The sequence below is a fragment of the Paraburkholderia sp. SIMBA_027 genome, from assembly GCF_046535315.1.
Taxonomy (GTDB): domain Bacteria; phylum Pseudomonadota; class Gammaproteobacteria; order Burkholderiales; family Burkholderiaceae; genus Paraburkholderia; species Paraburkholderia tropica.
The window spans coordinates 141,438-163,043 of record NZ_JAWRWY010000017.1 but is presented as its reverse complement, the minus strand read 5'-3'; the positions used below and the strand labels follow the sequence as shown (position 1 = coordinate 163,043).

Below are 21,606 nucleotides of genomic sequence, written 5' to 3'. Positions count from 1 at the left end.
AGGAGACCACCCCGGGCTAACCGACGACGCCGCTCAGAGCGTCGCGCCGCCCACCTCGCGACCGCTCGGGCACAGCTCGCCGGTTTGCAGCGCGTCGAGCACGCGCAGCACTTCGGCGGCGCTGCGCCCGACGCTGAGCGTGTTGACGCTCACGTACTGGATCGTGTTGTCCGGATCGACGATGAACGTCGCACGCAGCGCCACGCCCGCTTCCTTGTCGCGGATGCCGAGCTGATCGATCAGCTCGCCTTTCACGTCGCCGAACGCGTAGTGGTTCAGGCGGTCGAGATCCTTGTTCTCGCGCCGCCACGCGAGCTTCACGTATTCGTTGTCGCAACTGCCGCCGAGCAGCACGGTTTCGCGATCCTCGAATTCCTTTTGAAGCCGCGCGAACGCGACGATCTCGGTCGGGCAGATCACGGTGAAATCCTTCGGATAGAAATAGATGACCTTCCACTTGTCCGAAAAACTTTGCTCGGTGATTTCCTGAAACGCCGATTCGCCGTTTTCTTCCGGAAAATTAAAGCCGGGTTTGGCGGCCGTGACGGTGAAGGCTTCGAGTTTGTCGCCGATGGTTTTCATGTCGCTGCTCCCCTGGATCGAGACGGGCAAGAACGCCTGCGCGCATGACGCGCGCGGCCCATCGTCAGATTGTGGCAGGGGAAGCCGGCGCGTGCCGCGACGGTGCGCCTCGACGCGCGCGTGCGTTGATCCGCGCCCGTGCAGGCGCGAATCAACGAGCGTGAATCGACCGGAAGAAAAGTGGAGAAAGCGCCTCAGGCGCCCTTGGCGAGCGGAAACTCGATCGTGACTTCGAGGCCCGGGCCGGGCGCGCGGTTGCGCAGACGCAGCGCGCCGCGATAACGGCTCACGAGGCGCTGGACGATCGCCATGCCGAGGCCGGTGCCGTTGGCCTGCGTGCGGGCACTGTCGACGCGATAGAACGGCCGCGTGACAAGCGCGAGCTGATCCTCGGGAATGCCGGGGCCTTCGTCGACCACCGAAAGCTCCACGCGCGAGTGCGAAACGCGCGTTTCCAGCATGATGTGAGGAATGCCGTCGGAATCGCTTGCACCATATTTGCGCGCATTCTCGATCAGGTTGCCGACAATGCGGCGCATATCGGTGTCGTCGGCTTCGACCATGGCCGTGGGCGCGAGACGCGTGATCAGGCGCACGCCGTCCTCGGTCGCCAGGCGCGCCGCCATCTCGCTCGCGATCACGGACAGATCGACGCGCTCGGTCATGCGCTGCACCGGCCGCGCATAGTCGAGGAAGCGCCCGATGATCATGTCCATCTGCTCGATGTCGTCGATCATCGCGTCCTTGGTCGCCTGATCGGACGGGCTCATCTCCGTCTCCAGCCGTAATCGCGCGAGCGGCGTGCGCAGATCGTGCGAGATGCCCGCGAGCATCAGCGCCCGATCGGCCTCGAGCTGTTCGAGGTCGCGCACCATCTGGTTGAACGAGCGATTGGTTTCCGCCGCCACGCCCATGCCGCTTTCGGGCAAGGGCGAGGGCGACTGGCCGGAGCCGACCATGCGGGCGGACATTGCGAGCCGCGCGAACGGGCGGTTCACGAGACTCGTGATGAACGCCGCGCCGAACAGCGACAGCGCAAGCGCGGAAATGCCCCAGCCGACCCACTGCAGGCCGGTGACGTTGTCGAGCTGATCGCGGTCGAGCGCCACCCAGTAGTCGTCGTCGTCGATCTTGAAGCTGATCCACACGCCCGGGATGTCGTTGACCGACTGGGCAATTACCGTGTCGTCGCCGAGACGGCCGCGGATGTCGTGCTCGATCAGACGATTGAGCGATTCGTCTGGCTGCAGCTTGTATTTGTCCGTGGTCTCGCGCGGATACACGCGCACGCCCTCGTTACTCTCCAGATCCTGCAGCAGCGCGCGGCGCAGATCGGGATCGGAGTAGAGGAGCGCAGTGCGCGTGAGCTTGACCACGGCGACGAGCTGAAGCGCCACGCGCTGGGCGCGTGGCTCCCGCTCGATCACGCGAAAGCTCTGGAACCATGCCGCAAGACTGACCGCAATGAGCAGCGCGATCAGCAGGAAGGTGCGCCAGAACAGGTCGCCGAACGCGAGCGTCAGCAGACGCCGGTCAATCCGCATGAACCCTTCCCGTCAACAGAGGTCGTGCAGGCAATGAGACGCCATCCATCCTGTATCAGGCAGCGCCGTCGGGGATGAACACGTAGCCGAGGCCCCAGACCGTCTGGATGAAGCGCGGGCTGCCCGGATCGGGCTCGATCAGCTTGCGCAGACGCGAGATCTGCACGTCGAGGCTGCGGTCGAACACTTCGTATTCGCGGCCGCGTGCGAGCTCCATGAGCTTTTCGCGCGAGAGCGGCTGGCGCGGATGACGCGCGAACACCTTGAGCACGGAGAATTCGCCCGTGGTGAGCGGAATTTCCTGGCCGGCCTTGGTGAGCGTGCGGGTGGCGAGGTTCAGCGCGAATTCGCCGAACTCGAATACTTCAGTGGTTTCCGACGGCGCGCCCGGCAGTTCGGACGGCGCCTGACGGCGCAGCACGGCGTGAATGCGGGCGACCAGCTCGCGCGGATTGAAGGGCTTCGGCAGATAGTCGTCGGCGCCCATTTCGAGACCGACGATACGGTCGACGTCTTCGCCCTTGGCCGTGAGCATGATGATGGGCGTGCGGTCGTTGCTGCCACGCAGGCGGCGGCAGATCGACAGGCCGTCTTCGCCCGGCAGCATCAGGTCGAGCACGAGCAGGTCGAAGCGTTCACGCACCCACAGCTTGTTCATGGCAGGGGCGTTTTCCGCAACATATACGTTGAAACCCTGCTCGCCGAGGTAGCGGCGCAGCAGGTCACGCAGTCGGGGGTCGTCGTCGACCACGAGAATTTTGGACGGGTTCTTGGTTTCCATGCCTGGCATCTTAGCGCGATTGGGTTGCAGTGCGAGATTGCACCGATTAACGGGTTACAGTCAGTTACAAAATTTACCCGTGCTGTGCTACGGCATCAAGCACTGACAGATAGACTTCTTTACGTTGAGCGGCCATTCGGTAGATACTTCATTCGATTTTGAACCAGTGCCCGTGTTGAACTGGGTCCGAACAATGCAATCGAGGTAGCCGTTTGCCGCGTCAAGAAGGGAACAAAACGATGGGAGGGGTCAGGCCGACAATGCGCCACACCATGATTGCTCTGGCGTTGGCCAGCGGCGTCGTGGCTGCATTGGATGCGGCGCCGGCACACGCCCAGCCCTTCGGTGACGGGCCCGGTGCGGCCCGCTACGGCGGCAGGCCGCCCATTCGTCGGGTGCGCAACGACATGCCGCCTCGTCCCGCTTCGGACATCAATCAGCGCAACGCCGTTCCTCCCGATCTCGACCAACGCCGCCGCGACGGCCACATGACGCCCGACGAGCGGCGCCTGCTGCGCCAGCACATCGAAGACGCCGTGCGCGAACTCTACAAGCGCTAGACGCATCTCGCCACGTCGCGTGTGTTGCGTCGCGTGTTGCGTTGTATTGCCTGCCAGGTCATCTTTCGCCGTCGCGCTGATCGCATCTTTCGTCATTCGCTGCCTTTCTGCTGTTACGCGTTGTTTCCAGGCGTTTCTCGCTGTTTCCCGTTGTTTCCCGCTGTGTCCCTGCTCTTGTCCGTTCGGACCGCTTCGCGCGGCGCCCGTCGCTGAAAAAATCAGTTTCAAAATCCTTTGCGCCCGAGTGGCCCGCGGAGTCAACAGCGCGCCCGCTCCACTCGTTATGCCGGTACATTCACCAGGTTCGCGCGTGAACGGCAGCGGTCGTCTGGCCGGTCGTTGCGCGCTCCTTGAAACCCAGGCGCCATGAAAAGCTTCTTGCCGGTGTTCCCGCCGCGCCGCGCGGCCAGCCATGTGAGCGACGCGAGCGATGCAGCCGACGCCGGCGCATCCGTGCGAGCATCACTGGATCAGCCAGCCGTCACGCGCGCCGCGTTCTTCACGCTGTCCACGCTGCCGTTAGCGTCGGCGCTCGGCGCGTGGTCCCGACGCGCTTGCGCGCAATCCACCGCAGATGCGAGTAGCGAGACGAAGCCCGAACCGCCGCGCCGCGCGTCGCATCTTTCTCACGTGCATCGCCATGCGCCGGCGGCATCTGCGGCGATGCCTTCGTCCGTCGAAACCGAACTGCTCGACGCCGACGACGCGAGGCATCTGCTGATCCGCACGGGCTTCGCACCGGCCGGCGCCGACCTCGCGCCTTACGTCGGCCTCACGCGCGCCGAAGCCGTCGACCGCGTGCTGGCCACCGCCCGCACCGAGGCCGTCACGCCGCTGCCCGCCTGGTGCGCCGAGCCGCTGCCGACGCGCGCCGAGCGCAACGCCTGGACGCCCGATCAGCGCCGCGACGCGCAACGTACGCGCGGCAGGCATTACGACGAATTGCGCGCGTGGTGGATGGGCGAGATGCTGGTCACGCCGTCGCCGGTCACGGAGCGCATGACGTTGTTCTGGCATAACCATTTCACGTCGGGTCAGGACAAGGTGCCGGAGCCCCAGATGATGGCCCAGCAAAATTCGCTCCTGAGGCGCCACGCGCTCGGCAATTTCGCGACAATGCTGCACGAGGTGGCGAAAGATCCGGCGATGCTGCTCTATCTCGACGGCGCGAGCAATCGCAAGGGCAAGCCGAACGAGAACTTCGCGCGCGAGGTCATGGAGCTGTTCACGCTCGGCGAAGGGCAGTACACGCAGCAGGACGTCGGCGAGGCGGCGCGCGCCTACACGGGCTGGGCCGTCGACCCCGATACCGGGCAATTCGTCTCGCGGCCGGCGCAGCACGACGACGGCGTGAAGACCGTGCTCGGCCACAGCGGCCCGTTCGATGGCGACGCGATGCTCGACATTCTGCTCGGCGAGCCACAGACGGCGCATTTCGTGGCGGCGAAAATGTGGCGCGAGTTCGTGTCCGACACGCCCGATACCGCGCAGCTCGACCACGTCGCCGCGCATTTTCGCGCGAGTCGTTACGATATTTCCACTGCGTTGCGCGCCTTGCTGCTTATGCCTGCGTTCTGGGACGAGCGCAATCGCGGCGTGCTGGTCAGTTCGCCGGTGACGTTCATCGTCGGTACGATTCGGCGCTTCGGCGTGACGTATGGCGACACCGCGCCGTTCGCGCGGACCTCGGCGGCGCTCGGCGAGAATCTGTTTTATCCGCCCAATGTGAAAGGCTGGCCCGGCGGCGTGGCGTGGATCAACAGTTCGACGCTGCTCGCACGCAAGCAGTTCGTCGAGCAGCTGTTTCGCGCGACCGAGGCGGGGCGTCCACGTATGGGCGCAGCGATGACGAAGACGACCGAAAAAGCGCCGCTGCGCACGCAAGGCGGCATGCGTTTCGATCTCGACGGCTGGCTCGCGCGTTACGGCCTGAGCGCGAGCGACAAGCCCGATCTCTCGCAGCAGTTGCAGATGCAGCATGCCGTGCTGCCGCTCGCGCCCGTCGACGCCATTGCGGCGGGCAGCAGTGCGCAGGCGTATCTCCAGGCACTCCTGATGGATCCCGTGTATCAGCTCACTTGAGCGCGCCTCGAAACGAAGACGGACGATGATATCCACGAACGAAGCCATTCACCGCAGCACGCACAGCAACAACACCGCCGCGCAGCGGCGCATCGACGAGCGAGGCATGGCATGAAGCGACGCGATTTTCTGGCTGCGGCGGCCGCGGCGACGGCGGCAGGCGCGGCGTCGTGGCTGCCTGAGAGCGTCCACGCGCAAACGCTCGCCGCGACTGCGCAAGCGCGAGCGAGCGGCTACGAGAATCTGCTGATCCTCGTCGAGTTGAAGGGCGGCAATGACGGCTTGAACACCGTCGTGCCGTACGCCGATCCGCTCTATGCGCGTTATCGCAGCACCATTGGCGTGCGTCGCGGCGACGCGATCCAGCTCGACGAACGCACCGCGCTGCATCCGGCGCTCGCGCCTCTGCTGCCGATGTGGCGCGCGCACGAACTCGCGATCGTGCAGGGCGTGAGCTACGCGCAGCCGAACCTCTCGCATTTTCGCTCGATCGAGATCTGGGATACGGCGTCGCGCTCCGATCAATATCTGCGCGAAGGCTGGCTCACGCGTGCGTTCGCGACCACGCCCGTGCCGAAGGGTTTTGCCGCCGATGGTCTGGTGCTCGGCAGCGCCGAGATGGGGCCGCTCGCGAACGGCGCGCGCGCCATCGCGCTCGTCAATCCGGCGCAGTTCGCGCGCGCTTCGCGGCTCGTGACGCCGGTCGCGCTTCAGGAGCGCAATCCGGCGCTCGCGCACCTGCTCGATGTGGAGAACGACATCGTGCATGCGGCCGATCAGTTGCGGCCGCAGCCCGGTGAATATGCGTTGAAGACGGCGTTTCCGGCGGGCGCATTCGGCGCCTCGGTGAAGACGGCGATGCAGGCGCTGGCGTCCGGCGAAACGGCACAAGGCGCGCCGGTGCAAGGCGACGGCGTCGCGGTCATCCGCCTCACGCTCAATGGCTTCGATACGCACGAGAACCAGCCCGAACGTCACGCGGAGCTGTTGCGCCAGTTCGCGGCGGGCATGGTCGCGATGCGTTCGGCGCTGGTCGAAATGGGGCGTTGGGATCGCACGCTGATCGCCACGTATGCCGAGTTCGGACGGCGCGTGCGCGAGAACCAGAGTCGCGGCACCGATCACGGCACGGCATCGGCGCATTTCGTGGCGGGCGGGCGCGTGGCGGGCGGTCTGTATGGCGAGGCGCCGGCGCTTGCGCGTCTGGATGGCAACGGCAATCTGCCCGTGGCCATCGATTTCCGGCAGATCTACGCGACAGTGTTGAACGGATGGTGGGGACTCGACGCCGCCTCGGTCTTGCAGCAGCGCTTCGAGCCGTTGCCGTTGTTGCGCGCTTGAAGTTGCTCGACGTCGCGCGATATTGAAAGCGGCGCGCTTTGCGCCGGTCTCAGTTACGTCGTGCCGCGCGCCACGCGATCCAGAGCTTGCGGATTGGCGTGAGCGCGATGTGCTGATGCAGCACCTGAAAGCCTTCGCGTTCCACTTCGTCCAGCAGCGCGAGTTCGAGCGCGGCGAGCGCGCGCAGCGCTCGCTGCGGTTTGCGCTCGGCGGCGGGAATCGCGTCGAGCGCGGCAGTCAGCGCTTCGCGCGCACGCGCCGTCTGGAACTGCATCAGCTCGGTGAATTCGGCGCTGTAGCGGCGGTTGATCAGATCGGCGGCGGTGACGTTGTAGCGCTGCAATTCGTCGATCGGCAGGTAGATGCGGCCATGACGCGCGTCGTTGCCGATCTCCGGCACGAACTGAGCGAGCGTCAGCGCATTGCCGAGCGGGGCGGCCCAGCGTGCGGCCGACTCGTGTTCCTGCGGCGTGCGCACGCAGGCCTGCGCGACGAGCGTGGCGAACGTGCCGCCCACGCCGTCGATATAACGGCGCAGATTCGGCATGTCGAGATAGCGGGCCTGCTCGAAATCCATCTCGAAGCCCGCGAGCAATTGCTGTAACAGGGGATAGAGATTTGCGGGATCGTCGAGATGCGCGGCGAGCGCTTTCGTGACCGGATGCGAGGGATTGCCGGCGGCCAGCGCGGCGAGTTCCTTCTGCCACCAGGCGAGCTTCGTGCGGCCCACGGTCGGGTCGCTCGTTTCCTTGGCGGTTTCCTCGAGTTCGCGGCGCAGGGCGAACAGGGCGGCAAGGAGCGGCTGGCGCGCGGCGCTCGCCTGGCGCAGCGCGTAGTACGTGCTCGATCCGGGTGGGGCCGCCTTTTGCAGGCAGTAATCGTCGAAATTCACGGCGTTCGGGGCGTGGGGAGGCGCGGCGCTGTCGCTGCCCGGCTGAATCGTTCAGCGAGGTCGGCGGTGGGGCATAGAGCCGCGGAGCGGCGATTCTAGCACCGGCCTGTTTTTCGGGCCGCGGGCGCACCGGTCGCCGCCCGTCCGCCGCCCGTCGAGCGAGGAAAGGGCGCAATCCACGCCGCGCTGCAAGTTGCAGACAAGCGCAATTCAATCGGTTAGAATCTCGCGCTTGCGCGTTCGCGGCGGTTTTATCCGACCGAGCAGCGCGCCCAGGCAGGTCCGTATTGCATTCGATGCACGCGATGGTTCTCAGTCGTTTCCACTCGCAGCGGTCTCGCCAGCAGCATTCGCGTGAGTGGCGAAATTGGTAGACGCACCAGGTTTAGGTCCTGACGCCCGCAAGGGTGTGCCGGTTCGAGTCCGGCCTCACGCACCAAAGACAAAGGCCACGTACCTCAACGGTACGTGGCCTTTTTTCTTGTGCCGATTACGCCGGGCGCGCGGTGAATCGGCCCGCCGATCAGCCCGTATTAACCATCTGTTTCGTTTATCGCGAAGGCGCGGTTACAGATCTTCCTGGGCTGCCGCGATGACTTTCTCCAGCGCGCGGTTCAGCAGTTCGCGCTCCTTCTCTTCGAGGCAGGCGAACAGGTCCACATTCCACTTGCGGGCGATGGGCATGACCTTGCGATAAAGCGCGCGGCCTTCGGCCGTGAGCGAGACGAGCACGAGCCGGCCGTCTTCCTCGCTGGCGTCGCGTTGCATGAGGCCGCGGCGCATCAGCGCTTCCGCGGCGCGGCTGGCCTGGCTCTTGTCGAGATTCGCGTGGCGCGCGAGCTCCATCACTGAAAACGGGCCGAATGCGCCGACCGCGGCGATGAGACGTGCTTCGGGCAGGGTAACGCCGAGCTTCGCCTGGTAGCGCTCGCTTGCGCCGCGTTCGGAGAGCTTGTTCAGGACATGGAGCCGATAGGTCAAAAATTGTTCGAGTCCGGCTTTGCTTGCCTTCATGGTCGTCCTGGTCTGGTCGCGTGAGGTATGCGCGATCGTGTCGCGATGATCATGATTGTTGCCTCAACGAGCGCCGGGGTCAACGCGCATGAACCCTCGTAAGCGCATCTTCAATGAGCGTACGAATCTATTAATCGCTTACTGCGAACGCAAGCGCGTTCGCGGACCAAAACGTCTGACTATTCGCACGATTCAAGGAGCGGTTTAACGCTTCGCGCGCAACGAGCGCCAGCAGCAAATGCGATTCGTTGCGCGCGAAATGTCCTGTGCTCCGGGCGGCGCTCAAGGGCGCGCGGCACCGTACTTGAGACGCGTGAGCTGTTCCGCTTCGTTCGCGAGCAGCGCGGCGGCGTCGCGAATGGCGGTTTCGAGCGTGATCGGGCCGGGCGCGGGCGAGAAGCAGCCGCTGAAGTGCTCGGCCAGCCGCGGCAGCGCGGCGGAGTCGACGGCGCCCGAGAGCAGCGTCGCCGGCACGCCCGCGGCCTGCGCGTGGCGGCAGGCGATGAAAGGCGCCTTGCCGTGCAGGGTCTGCACGTCCGAGCGTCCCTCGCCGGTGATGAGCCATTGCGCGCCCGCGAGCGCCTGATCGAGGCCGATGGTGCGCGCGACGACTTCCGCCCCCGGCTCGAAGCTCGCGCCCAGCATGCGCAGCGCGAAACCGAGGCCGCCCGCCGCGCCGGCGCCCGCTTCGTCACGCGCGGTGCGTCCGAGTGCGGCTTCGAGCAGATCGGCGAAACGGCCGAGCGCGGCGTCGATCGGCGCGACTTCGCCGGGCGTCACACCTTTTTGCGGACCGAACACGGCCGTCGCGCCGTGATCGCCGGTCAGCGGATTGTCGACATCGGACATCGCCACGAAGCTGGCCTCGGAAAGACGCGCATCGAGCCCCGATATGTCCACGCGCGCGACGCGCGTGAGCGCTTCGGGCGTGGGCGCGAGCGCATTGTCCGCCGCATCGAAGAGTTGCAGGCCGAGGCCCGCGAGCAGGCCCGCGCCGCCGTCGTTGGTGCTGCTGCCGCCGAGCGCCACATAGAAGCGCCGCACGCCTTCGTCGAGTAGCGCGCTGATCGCTTCGCCCATGCCGCGCGTGCTGCGCGCGGCGACCGGCACGCCCATGCCGACGGGGTCGGTGATGCCGACGATCTCGGCGGTTTCGACGATCGCGCTGCCGTCGTGCAGCAGGCCGACCGTGGCGTCGCGGCGCGCGAGCGCGGCGCCTTCCACATTGAGGATGCGGCGTTCGCCGCCCACGCTGAGCATGGCATCGAGCGTGCCTTCGCCGCCGTCGGCCATCGGGCAGATGCGGATTTCGGCGTCGGCGCGCGCGCGGCGAATGCCTTCGGCGATGGCGGCGGCGACCCCGTCCGCGCTCAGCGAGCCTTTGAATGAATCGGGAGCAATGACGACGACGGGTGCCTCGAACGACGGGTTGGACATGGTGCCTCGACGGAAAGAGTTGGGATGGCGGCTGCATCCGGCGGGGCGTCCGGCGCGAGCACTAGCTTAACAGCGCGGGGCCGGGCGCTGGATAAGCGCGCTGCGATAGCGTGCATCGCGCAAGGCCGTGCCGCTAACGTGCTTACAGTACGAAAGCGCCGCGGAGCGTGGCGCTCCGGCGTCGCATCAACGAGTCGATGCGGACGCGACGAAGTCGGCACCCGAGCGAAGGCCGAAGGGCGATTCGGGCCTGAAAACCCACCAAATTCACATGGAAAGGCGCCGTTTTGGCGTCCCGAACGGCAATTCCATTTGAGTGGGGAAATAGTTTGCTAAAATACTTGGCTCTTTTGACGGAACCGCACGGCAAGCCGTCCGTTTCGGCCTTCACCGGCCGATGTCGGCCGGGCCGGGTCTCGCGGCTTCCGGAAAGGGCGCCGCCCAGCCGGCAGCGTCCGCGAAGCGCCCGTTCCACGCCGTTGCGTGGTGCGCGGCCAGCGCGGCGGTCTGCGGCGAGAGGCGCCATGGGATGCGCCCGCCGGCCTTGGGCGCGACCGAATGGTCGCGATCGAAGCCGGCAGGCGGCGCCGACGAGGCACTAGCGAGACGCAGGCGATGCGGGCTTTCCCATCGAACTGCGGCAGCAAAGATTACTGATACGCTCGAACAATTTTAGGACGATTGAAGCCATGGCTAACGCTGTTGAAAACCTCGGCAAGCTCGAACGCCGCGTGACGATTTCCCTGCCGAAGGACGCCGTGCAGAAAGAAGTCGATTCGCGCATCCGCCAACTGGCAAAGAACGTGCGCATGCCGGGTTTCCGCCCGGGCAAGGTGCCGCTGAAGATGGTCACGCAGCAGTACTCGGGCCAGGTGGAAGCCGAAGTTCTGAGCGACAAGGTCGGCAAGGAATTCTTCGACATCAGCCGCGCTGAAAACCTGCGCGTCGCCGGCCAGCCGAGCTTCGCCCCGAAGGCGGACGCCGCTGAAGGCGACTACGCATTCGACGCGACCTTCGAGGTCTACCCGGAAGTCAAGCTCGGCGACGTCGGCACGGCCGAAATCGAGCGCACGACCACGACCATCAGCGACGCGGAAATCGACCGCACGCTCGACATCCTGCGCAAGCAGCGCGTGCACTTCCACGCACGCGGCGAAGCCGGCGAGCACGGTGACGGCGGCGCCGACACCGCAGCCAAGGAAGGCGATCGCGTGACGGTCGACTTCGTCGGCAAGATCGACGACGTCGCATTCCCGGGCGGCAGCGCGGAAGGTTTCGCGTTCGTGCTCGGCGAAGGCCGCATGCTGCCGGAATTCGAAAAGGCCGCCATCGGCCTGAAGAACGGCGAGTCGCGTGAATTCGACCTCGCGTTCCCCGAGGACTATCACGGCAAGGAAGTCGCCGGCAAGACCGCGAAGTTCACGATCACGATGCAGCAGATCGAGTGGCCGCACCTGCCGGAAATCGACGGCGAATTCGCCAAGTCGCTCGGCATCGCCGACGGCGACCTCGTGAAGATGCGCGCTGAAATCAAGGACAACCTTGAGCGTGAAGCGAAGCGTCGCACGCAGTCGATCGTCAAGAACCAGGTGATGGACGCGCTGCTGAAGATCGCCGAACTCGACGTGCCGAACGCACTGATCGAACAGGACCAGGAACGCCTCGTCGAAATGGCGCGTGCCGACCTCGCGCAACGCGGCGTGCCGAACGCCAAGGACGCACCGATCCCGGCCGAAATGTTCAAGGAACAAGCCGAGCGTCGCGTCAAGCTGGGCCTCGTGCTGGCCGAGCTGGTGAAGGCCAACGGTCTCGAAGCAAAGCCGGAACAGATCCGCGCTGAAGTCGACGAATTCGCGAAAAGCTACGAAGACCCGAAGGAAGTCGTGCGCTGGTATTATTCGAACCAGCAGCGTCTGGCCGAAATGGAAGCCTACGTCGTTGAATCGAACGTCGTGGACTTCGTGCTCGGCAAGGCCAAGGTAACGGACAAGCAAGTCAGCTTCGAAGAACTGGCAAGCGCGACGGCGCAGGCTTAAGTCTGCCCGCCACGGCGTGCCGGCTGTCGGAGCGACCGACGGCCAGCACGCCGTTTTTGTATCCGCTGAATTTAGCCATGCTGTCCGTGTGGTTGATTTATGCGGGGTCCGTCGCCATACCAGAACAACTCTCTTCCAGACAAGGATGCACCGCATGACTTTTCGCGCTCAATCGCTGGACACGCTGACCTCCCAGGCTTCGCGGGATTTCGATCCGCAGGCGCTCGGGCTCGTGCCGATCGTCGTGGAGACGAGCGGCCGCGGCGAGCGTTCGTACGACATCTACTCGCGTCTGCTGAAGGAGCGCGTGGTGTTCCTGGTCGGTGAAGTGAACGACCAGACGGCCAATCTCGTGGTCGCCCAGCTGCTGTTTCTCGAAAGCGAAAATCCGGACAAGGACATCAGCCTGTACATCAACAGCCCGGGCGGTTCGGTGTCGGCCGGCATGGCGATCTACGACACGATGCAGTTCATCAAGCCGAACGTTTCGACCCTTTGCATGGGCCTCGCGGCCAGCATGGGCGCGTTCCTGCTGGCAGCCGGCGAGAAGGGCAAGCGCTTCGCGCTGCCGAACTCGCGCGTGATGATTCACCAGCCGCTCGGCGGCGCGCGCGGCCAGGCATCGGACATCGAAATCCAGGCGCGGGAAATCCTGTACCTGAAGGAGCGCCTGAACCAGTTGCTCGCGCACCATACGGGTCAGCCGGTCGAGCGTATCGCGCGCGACACCGACCGCGACAACTTCATGTCCGGCGACGACGCGCAAGCCTATGGTCTGGTCGATCAGGTCCTGCACAAGCGTCCCTGATCCGGAACGCGTTTCGGCGCCCCTCGCGGGCGCCGGTTCAGGCGCCTGAATGGTGCAAATCGGGCGCCCGGGCGGCGTGCCACCCCCGTGAAAAAGGGGATAGGCACAGCCGCCCGGAGCCTGTGAAATAATCGGCAAACGCGCTTCGCGGCCTGCGGCCCCAACGCCGTCACAGCAAGCGGTTCACGCGTCCCCCGGCACGCCGGGGGAAACGGCGTATCATGTAACAGAGTGTCCGGAGGCTCATCTATCCATGGCGGACAAAAAAGGTTCTAACAGCGAAAAGCTGTTGTATTGCTCGTTTTGCGGCAAAAGCCAGCACGAGGTCAAGAAACTGATCGCTGGCCCGTCGGTGTTCATCTGCGATGAATGTATCGACCTGTGCAACGAGATCATTCGCGACGAGGCCGCCGGTGCGGGCGTCGACGCGGCGCTGTCGCGCTCGGACCTGCCGAGCCCGCAGGAAATCCGCGACATCCTCGACCAGTACGTGATCGGGCAGGAACGCGCGAAGAAGATCCTTGCGGTGGCGGTGTACAACCACTACAAGCGTCTCAAACATCTCGACAAGAAAGACGAAGTCGAACTCTCGAAGAGCAACATCCTGCTGATCGGCCCCACGGGTTCGGGCAAGACGCTGCTCGCGCAGACGCTCGCGCGCCTTCTGAACGTGCCGTTCGTGATCGCCGACGCCACCACGCTGACCGAAGCCGGTTACGTGGGCGAAGACGTCGAGAACATCATCCAGAAGCTGCTGCAGAACTGCAATTACGAGGTCGACAAGGCCCAGCGCGGCATCGTCTACATCGACGAAATCGACAAGATCAGCCGCAAGTCGGACAACCCGTCGATCACGCGCGACGTGTCGGGCGAGGGCGTGCAGCAGGCGCTGCTCAAGCTCATCGAAGGCACGATGGCGTCGGTGCCCCCGCAGGGCGGCCGCAAGCACCCGAATCAGGACTTCATCCAGGTCGACACGACCAACATCCTGTTCATCTGCGGCGGCGCGTTCGACGGTCTGGAAAAAGTCATCACGGACCGCACCGAGAAAACCGGCATCGGTTTCGGCGCGAGCGTGAAGAGCAAGCAGGAGCGCGACGCGGGCGAAGTGCTGCGCGAGACGGAACCGGAAGATCTGATCAAGTTCGGCCTGATTCCCGAACTGATCGGCCGTCTGCCGGTGGTCGCCACGCTCGGCAAGCTCGACGAAGCGGCGCTCATGAAGATCCTCGTCGAGCCGAAGAACGCGCTCGTCAAGCAGTATCACAAGCTCTTCAACATGGAGCGCGTGGAACTGGAGATTCGCCCGGCTGCGCTGCAGGCCGTCGCCCGCAAGGCGATCCGCCGCAAGACCGGGGCGCGGGGCTTGCGCTCCATCCTGGAACAGGCATTGCTCGACGTCATGTACGAGCTGCCGACCATGAAGGGCGTGAGCAAGGTGATCATCGACGACAACGTGATCGATGGCGACGGCAAGCCGCTTTTGATCTACGAAGACGCTCCGAAGGTTTCAGGGTCGAACTGATGGTGGTGATCGGCTAAAGAGTTCCTGGAAAAAGCCGTTCATACAATGGGATGAACGGCTTTTTCGTTTCACTTGTGGTCGATGGCGCACTTTTTTGGAGTCACTGAACTTTTCCCACACGCGAGAGGCTTGTAATCGACTTTTCAGGCCTCACTTACCGAACGAATTGATTCCACTCATGGGGAAATGAAATGTCAGGAACCCAACTCCTCCCGCCGGAACGCACCACGCTCCCGCTGCTCCCGCTGCGAGACGTCGTAGTCTTCCCGCATATGGTGATTCCCCTTTTCGTGGGCCGGCCGAAGTCGATCAAGGCCCTCGAGGCGGCAATGGAAGGCGGCAAGCACATCATGCTCGTCGCCCAGAAAACTGCCGCCAAGGATGAGCCGACCGAAAAGGACATGTACGAAGTGGGATGTATCGCGAACATCCTGCAAATGCTCAAGCTGCCCGACGGCACCGTGAAGGTGCTCGTGGAAGGCCTGCAGCGCGCGAAAACGCTCTCGATCGAAGAGCAGGAAACGCAGTTTTCGTGCGAGGTCATGCCGCTCGAGCCCGACCACGCGGACGGCGCCGAAACCGAAGCGCTGCGCCGTGCGATCGTCTCGCAGTTCGATCAGTACGTGAAGCTCAACAAGAAGATCCCGCCTGAGATCCTGACCTCGCTGTCGGGTATCGACGAGGCCGGTCGTCTTGCGGACACCATCGCCGCGCATCTGCCGCTCAAGCTCGACCAGAAGCAGCACATCCTCGAAATGTTCCCGGTCGTGGAACGTCTTGAGCATCTGCTTGCCCAGCTCGAAGCCGAAATCGACATCCTCCAGGTCGAGAAGCGCATCCGTGGCCGCGTCAAGCGCCAGATGGAAAAGAGCCAGCGCGAGTACTACCTGAACGAGCAGGTCAAGGCCATCCAGAAGGAACTGGGCGAAGGCGAAGAAGGCGCGGATCTCGAGGAACTCGAGAAGCGCATCACCGCCGCGCGCATGCCCAAGGAAGCCAAGAAGAAGGCCGACGCCGAGCTGAAGAAGCTCAAGCTGATGTCGCCGATGTCGGCGGAAGCCACCGTCGTGCGCAACTACATCGACACGCTGATTGGCCTGCCGTGGCGTAAGAAGAGCAAGGTCAACAACGACCTGACCAACGCCGAATCGGTGCTCGACGAAGACCACTACGGTCTCGAGAAGGTGAAGGAACGCATTCTCGAGTATCTCGCGGTGCAACAGCGCGTGGACAAGGTCAAGGCGCCGATCCTGTGCCTCGTCGGGCCTCCGGGCGTCGGCAAGACCTCGCTCGGGCAGTCGATTGCGCGTGCAACGAACCGCAAGTTCGTGCGCATGGCGCTGGGCGGTGTGCGTGACGAAGCCGAAATCCGCGGCCATCGTCGTACGTACATCGGCTCGATGCCGGGCAAGATCCTGCAGAGCCTGACCAAGGTCGGCGTGCGCAATCCGCTCTTCCTGCTCGACGAAGTCGACAAGATGGGTATGGATTTCCGCGGCGATCCGTCGTCGGCGCTGCTCGAAGTGCTCGATCCGGAACAGAACCACACGTTCGCCGACCACTACATCGAAGTCGATTTCGATCTCTCCGATGTGATGTTCGTGGCAACGTCGAACTCGCTCAACATTCCGCCGCCGCTGCTCGACCGGATGGAAGTCATCCGCCTTTCGGGTTACACGGAAGACGAGAAGGTCAGCATCGCCCAGCGTTATCTCCTGCCGAAGCAGAAGAAGAACAACGGGCTGAAGCCGGGCGAGATCGACGTGACCGAAGGTGCGATCCGCGACATCATTCGCTACTACACGCGTGAAGCGGGCGTGCGTTCGCTCGAGCGCGAAGTGTCGAAGATCTGCCGCAAGGTCGTGAAGATGCTGCTGCTGAAGAAGGCCGACAAGGCCGTCACGGTGGACAGCGCGAATCTGGACACCTTCCTCGGCGTGCGCAAGTACGACTTCGGTCTGGCCGCGAAGGAAAACCAGATCGGTCAGGTCACAGGCCTCGCATGGACGGAAGTGGGCGGCGACCTGCTGACGATCGAAGCGGCGGTCATGCCCGGCAAGGGCAACGTGATCCGCACGGGTTCGCTCGGCGACGTCATGAAGGAATCGGTCGAAGCAGCACGCTCGGTGGTGCGCTCGCGTTCGCGTCGTCTTGGCATCAAGGACGAAGCGTTCGAGAAGCAGGACATCCACATCCACGTGCCGGAAGGCGCGACGCCGAAGGACGGTCCGTCCGCCGGTATCGCAATGACGACCGCGCTGGTGTCCGTGCTCACGGGCATTCCGGTGCGCGCCGACGTTGCGATGACGGGCGAGATCACGCTGCGCGGCGAAGTGCTGCCGATCGGCGGGCTGAAGGAGAAGCTGCTTGCGGCGCATCGCGGCGGCATCAAGCTCGTGCTGATTCCGGAAGAGAACGTCAAGGATCTCTCGGAGATCCCGGACAACGTGAAGAACGCCATTGAAATCGTGCCGGTCCGCTGGATCGACAAGGTGCTCGAACTGGCGCTCGAACGTGTGCCGCAGGCACTGCCGGAAGAAGAGGCCAAGACCGAAGAGGCCAAGACGCCCGTGGCCGAGTCGAAAGACGCGGCAAGCGAAGTGGTGAAGCACTAAGCTGAAACACTTGGCGCTATTCAACTAGCGTCATTTCGTAGCACCCTCGAAGAACCCGCGGCCTCGTCCGCGGGTTTTTTATTGCGCGCGCCGCGAAGATCGTTGGGCTTGCAACCGCTTGTGCGCGCGGCGTGCGAGCTTGGCGTCTTCAAGGTCGAAAGGCGTTTGGAAGTTGCTTTCACATGGCCGCGCGAGATCGAATGCACGCGGGAGAAATCGGGCGGAACCCAGCTTGACATGGGTCTTTCGGCCTCGTTAAATGAGCGGGCTTCGGCGCAGACCGAAGTCGTTTTGCCAATAAGTTGATGTCCTTCCCGGCGCCGCGCCGGCGTGTCTCATGGCGCGTGCCATCACGATTGCCCAACACATTCTCGGGGGCTGGAATGAACAAGACGGAATTGATCGACCATATCGCGCAGCAAGCGGACATCTCGAAAGCGGCGGCAGGGCGCGCACTCGACGCCGTGATCGGCGGCGTCAAGGGAACGTTGAAGAAGGGCGGGTCGGTCACGCTGGTCGGCTTTGGCACGTTCGCGGTCAGCAAGCGCACGGCGCGCACGGGTCGCAATCCGCGCACCGGCGACGCTATCAAGATCAAGGCAGCCAAAGTCCCGAAATTCAGGCCTGGCAAAGCGCTCAAAGATGCGCTAAACTAGCGGGCTCGCTGCTTGATGAGGCAGCGCAGCAGAAGTCGCAGTGCCGCAGCAGTTTTCAGCAGGTTTTCGGCGGTCATCAGCATGAAGCTGGGTGCTTAGCTCAGTTGGTAGAGCGGCGCCCTTACAAGGCGTAGGTCGGGAGTTCGAGCCTCTCAGCACCCACCACAGCTTCAGATGAACCTCGGTCGAGCCGAGCAGTCGTGCATCAGCCTGAACGCAGGCTAAAGCAGACTGAATGCGCGAAAACATCGCTAGCGACGCAGCGCACGCAGCAAACCGCATGGAGCGGTAGTTCAGTTGGTTAGAATACCGGCCTGTCACGCCGGGGGTCGCGGGTTCGAGTCCCGTCCGCTCCGCCAGACATCTCAGCAAGAAGGCGAACTCCGGTTCGCCTTTTTTGTTGGCCGCTGTTGTAATATCGGGCGTTCTGTTTTTTGGCGCTCTCCAACGCTTGGTCACGCATGCTCGACTTTTTCCGCAATCACAAACGGCTGATGATGTTCATGCTGCTCCTGGTGATCCTGCCAGGGCTCGGCTTCGTCGGTATTCAAGGTTTCCGCGGCTTTTTTGACGAAAGCGCGAATGTCGCGAGCGTCAACGGTCACAAGATCACGCGCGTCGAATTCGACAACGCGTCGCGTCAGCAACTCGACCAGGCGCGCCAGGTCATGGGTGCGCAATTCGACGCGAGCGCTTTCGATACGCCGCAGCATCGCAAAGACATTCTCGACGGCCTGATCCAGCAACGCGTGCTGCAGGACGAAGTCCAGCGTCTGCATCTCACCGCTTCCGACGACGCCGTGCGCCGCACGCTGCTCGCCGACCCGATCATCTCGTCGCTGAAGAACCCCGACGGCTCGATCGATCTCGACAAGTACAAGCAACTGCTCGCCATGCAGGGCATGACGCCCGAGCAGTACGACGAGCGCGTGCGCTACAGCATGGCGCTGCAGCAGATTCCCGCTTCGCTGATCAACAGCGCGTTCACGCCGAAGTCGCTCGCGCAACAACTGACCGAACTGTCGGAGCAGCAGCGCGACGTGCAAGGTCTCGCGTTCCGCGCCGGCGATTTCGCCGCGAAGGTCCAGCCGACCGACGCGCAACTGCAGGCGTATTACGACGCGCACAAGAACGACTTCGCCACGCCGGCGACGGCGCAGATTCAGTATCTGGTGCTGTCGGCGGCTACGGTCGCGGCTTCGGTCAACCCGAGCGACGCCGACCTCAAGAAGTATTACGACGACAACATCGCCCGCTACAAGACTCAGGAAGAAGTGCGCGCGAGCCACATCCTGATCACGGTGGCGAAGGACGCGAGCGCGGCTGACCGCGCCGCGGCGAAGCAGAAGGCCGACCAGATCCTCGCCGAAGTGAAGGCGCATCCGGACCAGTTCGCGCAGCTCGCGCAGAAGGATTCGCAGGATCCGGGTTCTGCCTCGAAGGGCGGCGACCTCGGCTACTTCGGCCCGGGCATGATCGCGGGCGGCCAGGCGTTCGACGACGCGGTCTTCAAGCTCAAGAAAGACGAAATCAGCGACGTGATCCAGTCGGACTTCGGCTATCACATCGTCAAGGTCACGGACATCAAGCCGTCGGTTACGAAGCCGTTCGACGACGTGAAGGCGCAGATCGCGACCGAAGTGAAGGCGCAACAGGCCGCCAAGCTGCTGGCCGATGCGAGCGACGGCTTTACGTCGATGGTGTACGAAAAGTCGAAGAGCCTCCAGCCGGCCGCCGACAAGTACAAGCTGACGATCCAGACCGCCACGGTTACGCCGCAGCCGAACGCCACGCTGCCGCCGGACAGCCCGCTGAACAACAAGAAGTTCCTCGACGCGGTGTTCGCGACCGACTCGGTCAGCCAGCACAACAACACGCAGGCGGTCGACGTGGGCAACAACACGCTGATCTCGGCGCGCGTGACCGACTTCAAGGCGGCTGCCGTGCCGGCATTCGCCGCGGTCAAGGACGCCGTGCGCCAGAAGGTGGTTGCGCAACTGGCCGCCGACATGGCGCGCAAGCAAGGCGAGGCGAAGCTCGCGGACCTGCAGAAGTCGAAGTCGACCGATGGTTTCTCGTCGGCGCTCAAGGTGTCGCGCAACGACGCACAAGGGCTGCCGCCCGCCGCGCTGTCGGCGGTGTTCAAGGCCGATGCGCAGAAACTGCCCGCCTACGTGGGCGTCGATCTCGGCGACCAGGGCTACGCGATCTATCGCGTGAACAGCGTGACGAACGGCGCGGCCGCCGACGGCAACCGTCTTGCCGCAGCGCAGCAGCAACTGGCGCAGGTGGCCGGCCAGTCGCAGACTCAGGCTTACCTCGACGCGCTGCGCGACCGTTCGAAGGTCAAGCTCTACGGCACGCTCGGTTCGTCGAGCCAGCAGAGCGACGGCGACGGCGACGGCCAGTAAGTTCGCCAGCGCCGTTTCCAGGCGCCGAGACACAAAAAAGCCCCGCGAAATTCGCGGGGCTTTTTCTTTGCTGCTTACGTGGCGCGAGGCGTGAAGCGCCGCGCCGCGTGCGCTGCCCGTTAGAGGCAGGCGCTGATATCGCCCGTGGCGTCGCCGCCCGCACCGCCGCCGGCACGGAATCCCACCCAGGTCTTGGCGTTGGCGTTCCACGCCGGACGCACCGTCGCCGCGGCACCGTTAGGCGGCTGCTGGCCCGGCACGTAGACGTCGATCGCCTGGTCGTTCGCGAGCACGCTCTGCGAGACGACCTGCTGCTGCGATTTGTTGGCCCACTTTTGCGCGATGCACTGCGCGACGGCCTGAGGCGGTTGCTGGCTGGTGCCAACCGATTGCGAGCCGCTCGGCACCGGCTGATTGGCGCAGGCAGCAAGGGCTGCCGTTACGACAATAAGAGGTAAATATTTCACGTTTTATCCCTCCAGTCAGGGTCATTCGGAATGTAGACGAGCGTCGCTCGTCTGGCGCAAAGATGTGACCCGGTACGCGACGCGCATGCCGCAAAGACGCGGCGCGCAGCGCACGTCAGCGCTGCGCGCCGCCGCCGAGCAGCGGCTTGAGCGTCGGCCACACGTTGTCGAGGAGCAAAGGCTGTGCCTGCTGGGTCGGATGCAGCTGGTCGGACTGGAACAGCTCGGGTTTGTCGGCGAGTCCGGCGAGCAGAAACGGCACCAGCGGCACCTTCAGCTCCTTCGAAAGCTGGCCATAGAGACCATGGAATTTCTGAGTGTAGTCGGGACCGTAATTCGGTGGCACGAACATGCCCACCAGCACGGGCTTCGCGTTGGCCTTGCGCACTGCGGCAATGATGGCGCGCAGATTGCTCTCGGTGGTGGCGAGCGGCACGCCGCGCAGCGCGTCGTTGGCGCCGAGTTCGATCACCACGATCGCCGGCTTCATGCGTTGGAGCACGAGCGGCAGACGGGCGAGGCCGCCGCTGGTCGTGTCGCCGCTGATGCTGGCATTCGCGACGCTATAATCGATTCGCTCGGTCGCGATGCGTTGACGCAGCAGCGCGACCCAGCCGGTGTCGCGCGGTAACCCGTATTCGGCGGACAGGCTGTCGCCGAGCACGGCGATCACGGGTTTGGCCGTCGTGGGTTGGGTCGCAGGTGCGGCAGGCACGGTGGCCGCATGGGCGTCGCGCACGCCGCCAGGCAGCGCGACCGTGCCCAGCGCAACGCCGAACGACACAGCCAGCGCCACGGCGCAGGCGCCGGGCGCGGGAAGCAGGGTGCGGGCGGCGCGCGCCGCGGCGCGCTTTG

At 64.4% G+C, this 21,606-nt stretch carries 17 protein-coding genes and 3 tRNA genes; 12 read left to right on the top strand and 8 right to left on the bottom strand.

What is annotated here, in order from left to right:
• Positions 1 to 33 precede the first annotated feature (33 nt).
• From SB764_RS29270 to ompR, 3 genes are all read right to left on the bottom strand, one after another.
• Positions 34 to 582 (bottom strand): peroxiredoxin, encoded by a 549-nt coding sequence (locus SB764_RS29270; RefSeq protein WP_065065560.1) that lies wholly within the window; start codon positions 580 to 582, stop codon positions 34 to 36.
• A gap of 194 nt (positions 583 to 776) precedes the next feature.
• Positions 777 to 2,126: an ATP-binding protein gene (locus tag SB764_RS29265; RefSeq protein ID WP_065065559.1), complete on the bottom strand. Its 1,350-nt coding sequence runs from the start codon at positions 2,124 to 2,126 to the stop codon at positions 777 to 779.
• Between the two features lie 55 nt (positions 2,127 to 2,181).
• Positions 2,182 to 2,916 carry a two-component system response regulator OmpR gene (gene ompR, locus SB764_RS29260; protein ID WP_027814652.1) on the bottom strand — a complete coding sequence of 245 codons (735 nt, stop codon included), beginning with the start codon at positions 2,914 to 2,916 and terminating at the stop codon, positions 2,182 to 2,184.
• Positions 2,917 to 3,179: 263 nt separating this feature from the next.
• Here ompR and SB764_RS29255 point away from each other — a divergent pair, with 263 nt between their 5' ends.
• From SB764_RS29255 to SB764_RS29245, 3 genes are all read left to right on the top strand, one after another.
• Positions 3,180 to 3,467, top strand: coding sequence for a hypothetical protein (locus tag SB764_RS29255; protein ID WP_231957791.1), 288 nt, complete (start codon positions 3,180 to 3,182; stop codon positions 3,465 to 3,467).
• A gap of 663 nt (positions 3,468 to 4,130) precedes the next feature.
• Positions 4,131 to 5,549, top strand: a complete 1,419-nt coding sequence (locus SB764_RS29250) for a DUF1800 family protein (RefSeq protein ID WP_410865845.1) — start codon at positions 4,131 to 4,133, stop codon at positions 5,547 to 5,549.
• 111 nt (positions 5,550 to 5,660) lie between these two features.
• Entirely contained in the window at positions 5,661 to 6,890 is a 1,230-nt protein-coding gene (locus SB764_RS29245; protein ID WP_410865837.1) for a DUF1501 domain-containing protein, read from the top strand.
• A gap of 49 nt (positions 6,891 to 6,939) precedes the next feature.
• Here the strand turns inward: SB764_RS29245 and SB764_RS29240 are convergent, their stop codons facing one another.
• A complete protein-coding gene (locus tag SB764_RS29240) occupies positions 6,940 to 7,782 on the bottom strand; it encodes a squalene/phytoene synthase family protein (protein WP_183038122.1) in 843 nt (280 codons plus the stop codon).
• Between the two features lie 352 nt (positions 7,783 to 8,134).
• Between SB764_RS29240 and SB764_RS29235 the strand changes: the two genes are divergently transcribed.
• Positions 8,135 to 8,221: transfer RNA gene (locus tag SB764_RS29235), tRNA-Leu, on the top strand.
• A 128-nt stretch (positions 8,222 to 8,349) separates the two neighbouring features.
• Here SB764_RS29235 and SB764_RS29230 read toward each other — a convergent pair.
• Together SB764_RS29230 and SB764_RS29225 are read right to left on the bottom strand one after the other, a co-directional pair.
• A complete protein-coding gene (locus SB764_RS29230) occupies positions 8,350 to 8,796 on the bottom strand; it encodes a MarR family winged helix-turn-helix transcriptional regulator (protein WP_065065555.1) in 447 nt (148 codons plus the stop codon).
• Between the two features lie 282 nt (positions 8,797 to 9,078).
• Entirely contained in the window at positions 9,079 to 10,233 is a 1,155-nt protein-coding gene (locus SB764_RS29225) for a glycerate kinase (RefSeq protein WP_321905513.1), read from the bottom strand.
• Between the two features lie 689 nt (positions 10,234 to 10,922).
• Between SB764_RS29225 and tig the strand changes: the two genes are divergently transcribed.
• The 8 genes from tig to SB764_RS29185 all read left to right on the top strand — a co-directional run bounded on the left by tig (position 10,923) and on the right by SB764_RS29185 (position 20,284).
• Entirely contained in the window at positions 10,923 to 12,269 is a 1,347-nt protein-coding gene (tig, locus tag SB764_RS29220; protein WP_065065553.1) for a trigger factor, read from the top strand.
• Between the two features lie 154 nt (positions 12,270 to 12,423).
• Complete coding sequence (gene clpP, locus SB764_RS29215; protein WP_065065552.1) at positions 12,424 to 13,077, top strand: ATP-dependent Clp endopeptidase proteolytic subunit ClpP; 654 nt, start codon at positions 12,424 to 12,426, stop codon at positions 13,075 to 13,077.
• A 253-nt stretch (positions 13,078 to 13,330) separates the two neighbouring features.
• Complete coding sequence (gene clpX, locus SB764_RS29210) at positions 13,331 to 14,602, top strand: ATP-dependent Clp protease ATP-binding subunit ClpX (protein WP_065065551.1); 1,272 nt, start codon at positions 13,331 to 13,333, stop codon at positions 14,600 to 14,602.
• A gap of 191 nt (positions 14,603 to 14,793) precedes the next feature.
• Entirely contained in the window at positions 14,794 to 17,217 is a 2,424-nt protein-coding gene (lon, locus tag SB764_RS29205) for an endopeptidase La (protein WP_065065550.1), read from the top strand.
• 305 nt (positions 17,218 to 17,522) lie between these two features.
• Positions 17,523 to 17,873: an HU family DNA-binding protein gene (locus SB764_RS29200; protein WP_220033099.1), complete on the top strand. Its 351-nt coding sequence runs from the start codon at positions 17,523 to 17,525 to the stop codon at positions 17,871 to 17,873.
• Between the two features lie 89 nt (positions 17,874 to 17,962).
• A tRNA-Val gene (locus SB764_RS29195) sits at positions 17,963 to 18,038 on the top strand.
• A 117-nt stretch (positions 18,039 to 18,155) separates the two neighbouring features.
• Positions 18,156 to 18,232 (top strand) — tRNA-Asp (locus SB764_RS29190).
• Between the two features lie 102 nt (positions 18,233 to 18,334).
• Positions 18,335 to 20,284, top strand: a complete 1,950-nt coding sequence (locus tag SB764_RS29185) for a SurA N-terminal domain-containing protein (RefSeq protein WP_124261008.1) — start codon at positions 18,335 to 18,337, stop codon at positions 20,282 to 20,284.
• A gap of 119 nt (positions 20,285 to 20,403) precedes the next feature.
• Here SB764_RS29185 and SB764_RS29180 read toward each other — a convergent pair whose 3' ends face one another.
• Both SB764_RS29180 and SB764_RS29175 read right to left on the bottom strand, forming a co-directional pair.
• Positions 20,404 to 20,751 carry a hypothetical protein gene (locus SB764_RS29180; RefSeq protein WP_065065547.1) on the bottom strand — a complete coding sequence of 116 codons (348 nt, stop codon included), beginning with the start codon at positions 20,749 to 20,751 and terminating at the stop codon, positions 20,404 to 20,406.
• A 115-nt stretch (positions 20,752 to 20,866) separates the two neighbouring features.
• On the bottom strand, positions 20,867 to 21,535 hold the full coding sequence (locus SB764_RS29175) for an arylesterase (protein WP_110329039.1): 669 nt from the start codon (positions 21,533 to 21,535) through the stop codon (positions 20,867 to 20,869).
• Between the last annotated feature and the right edge of the window lie 71 nt (positions 21,536 to 21,606).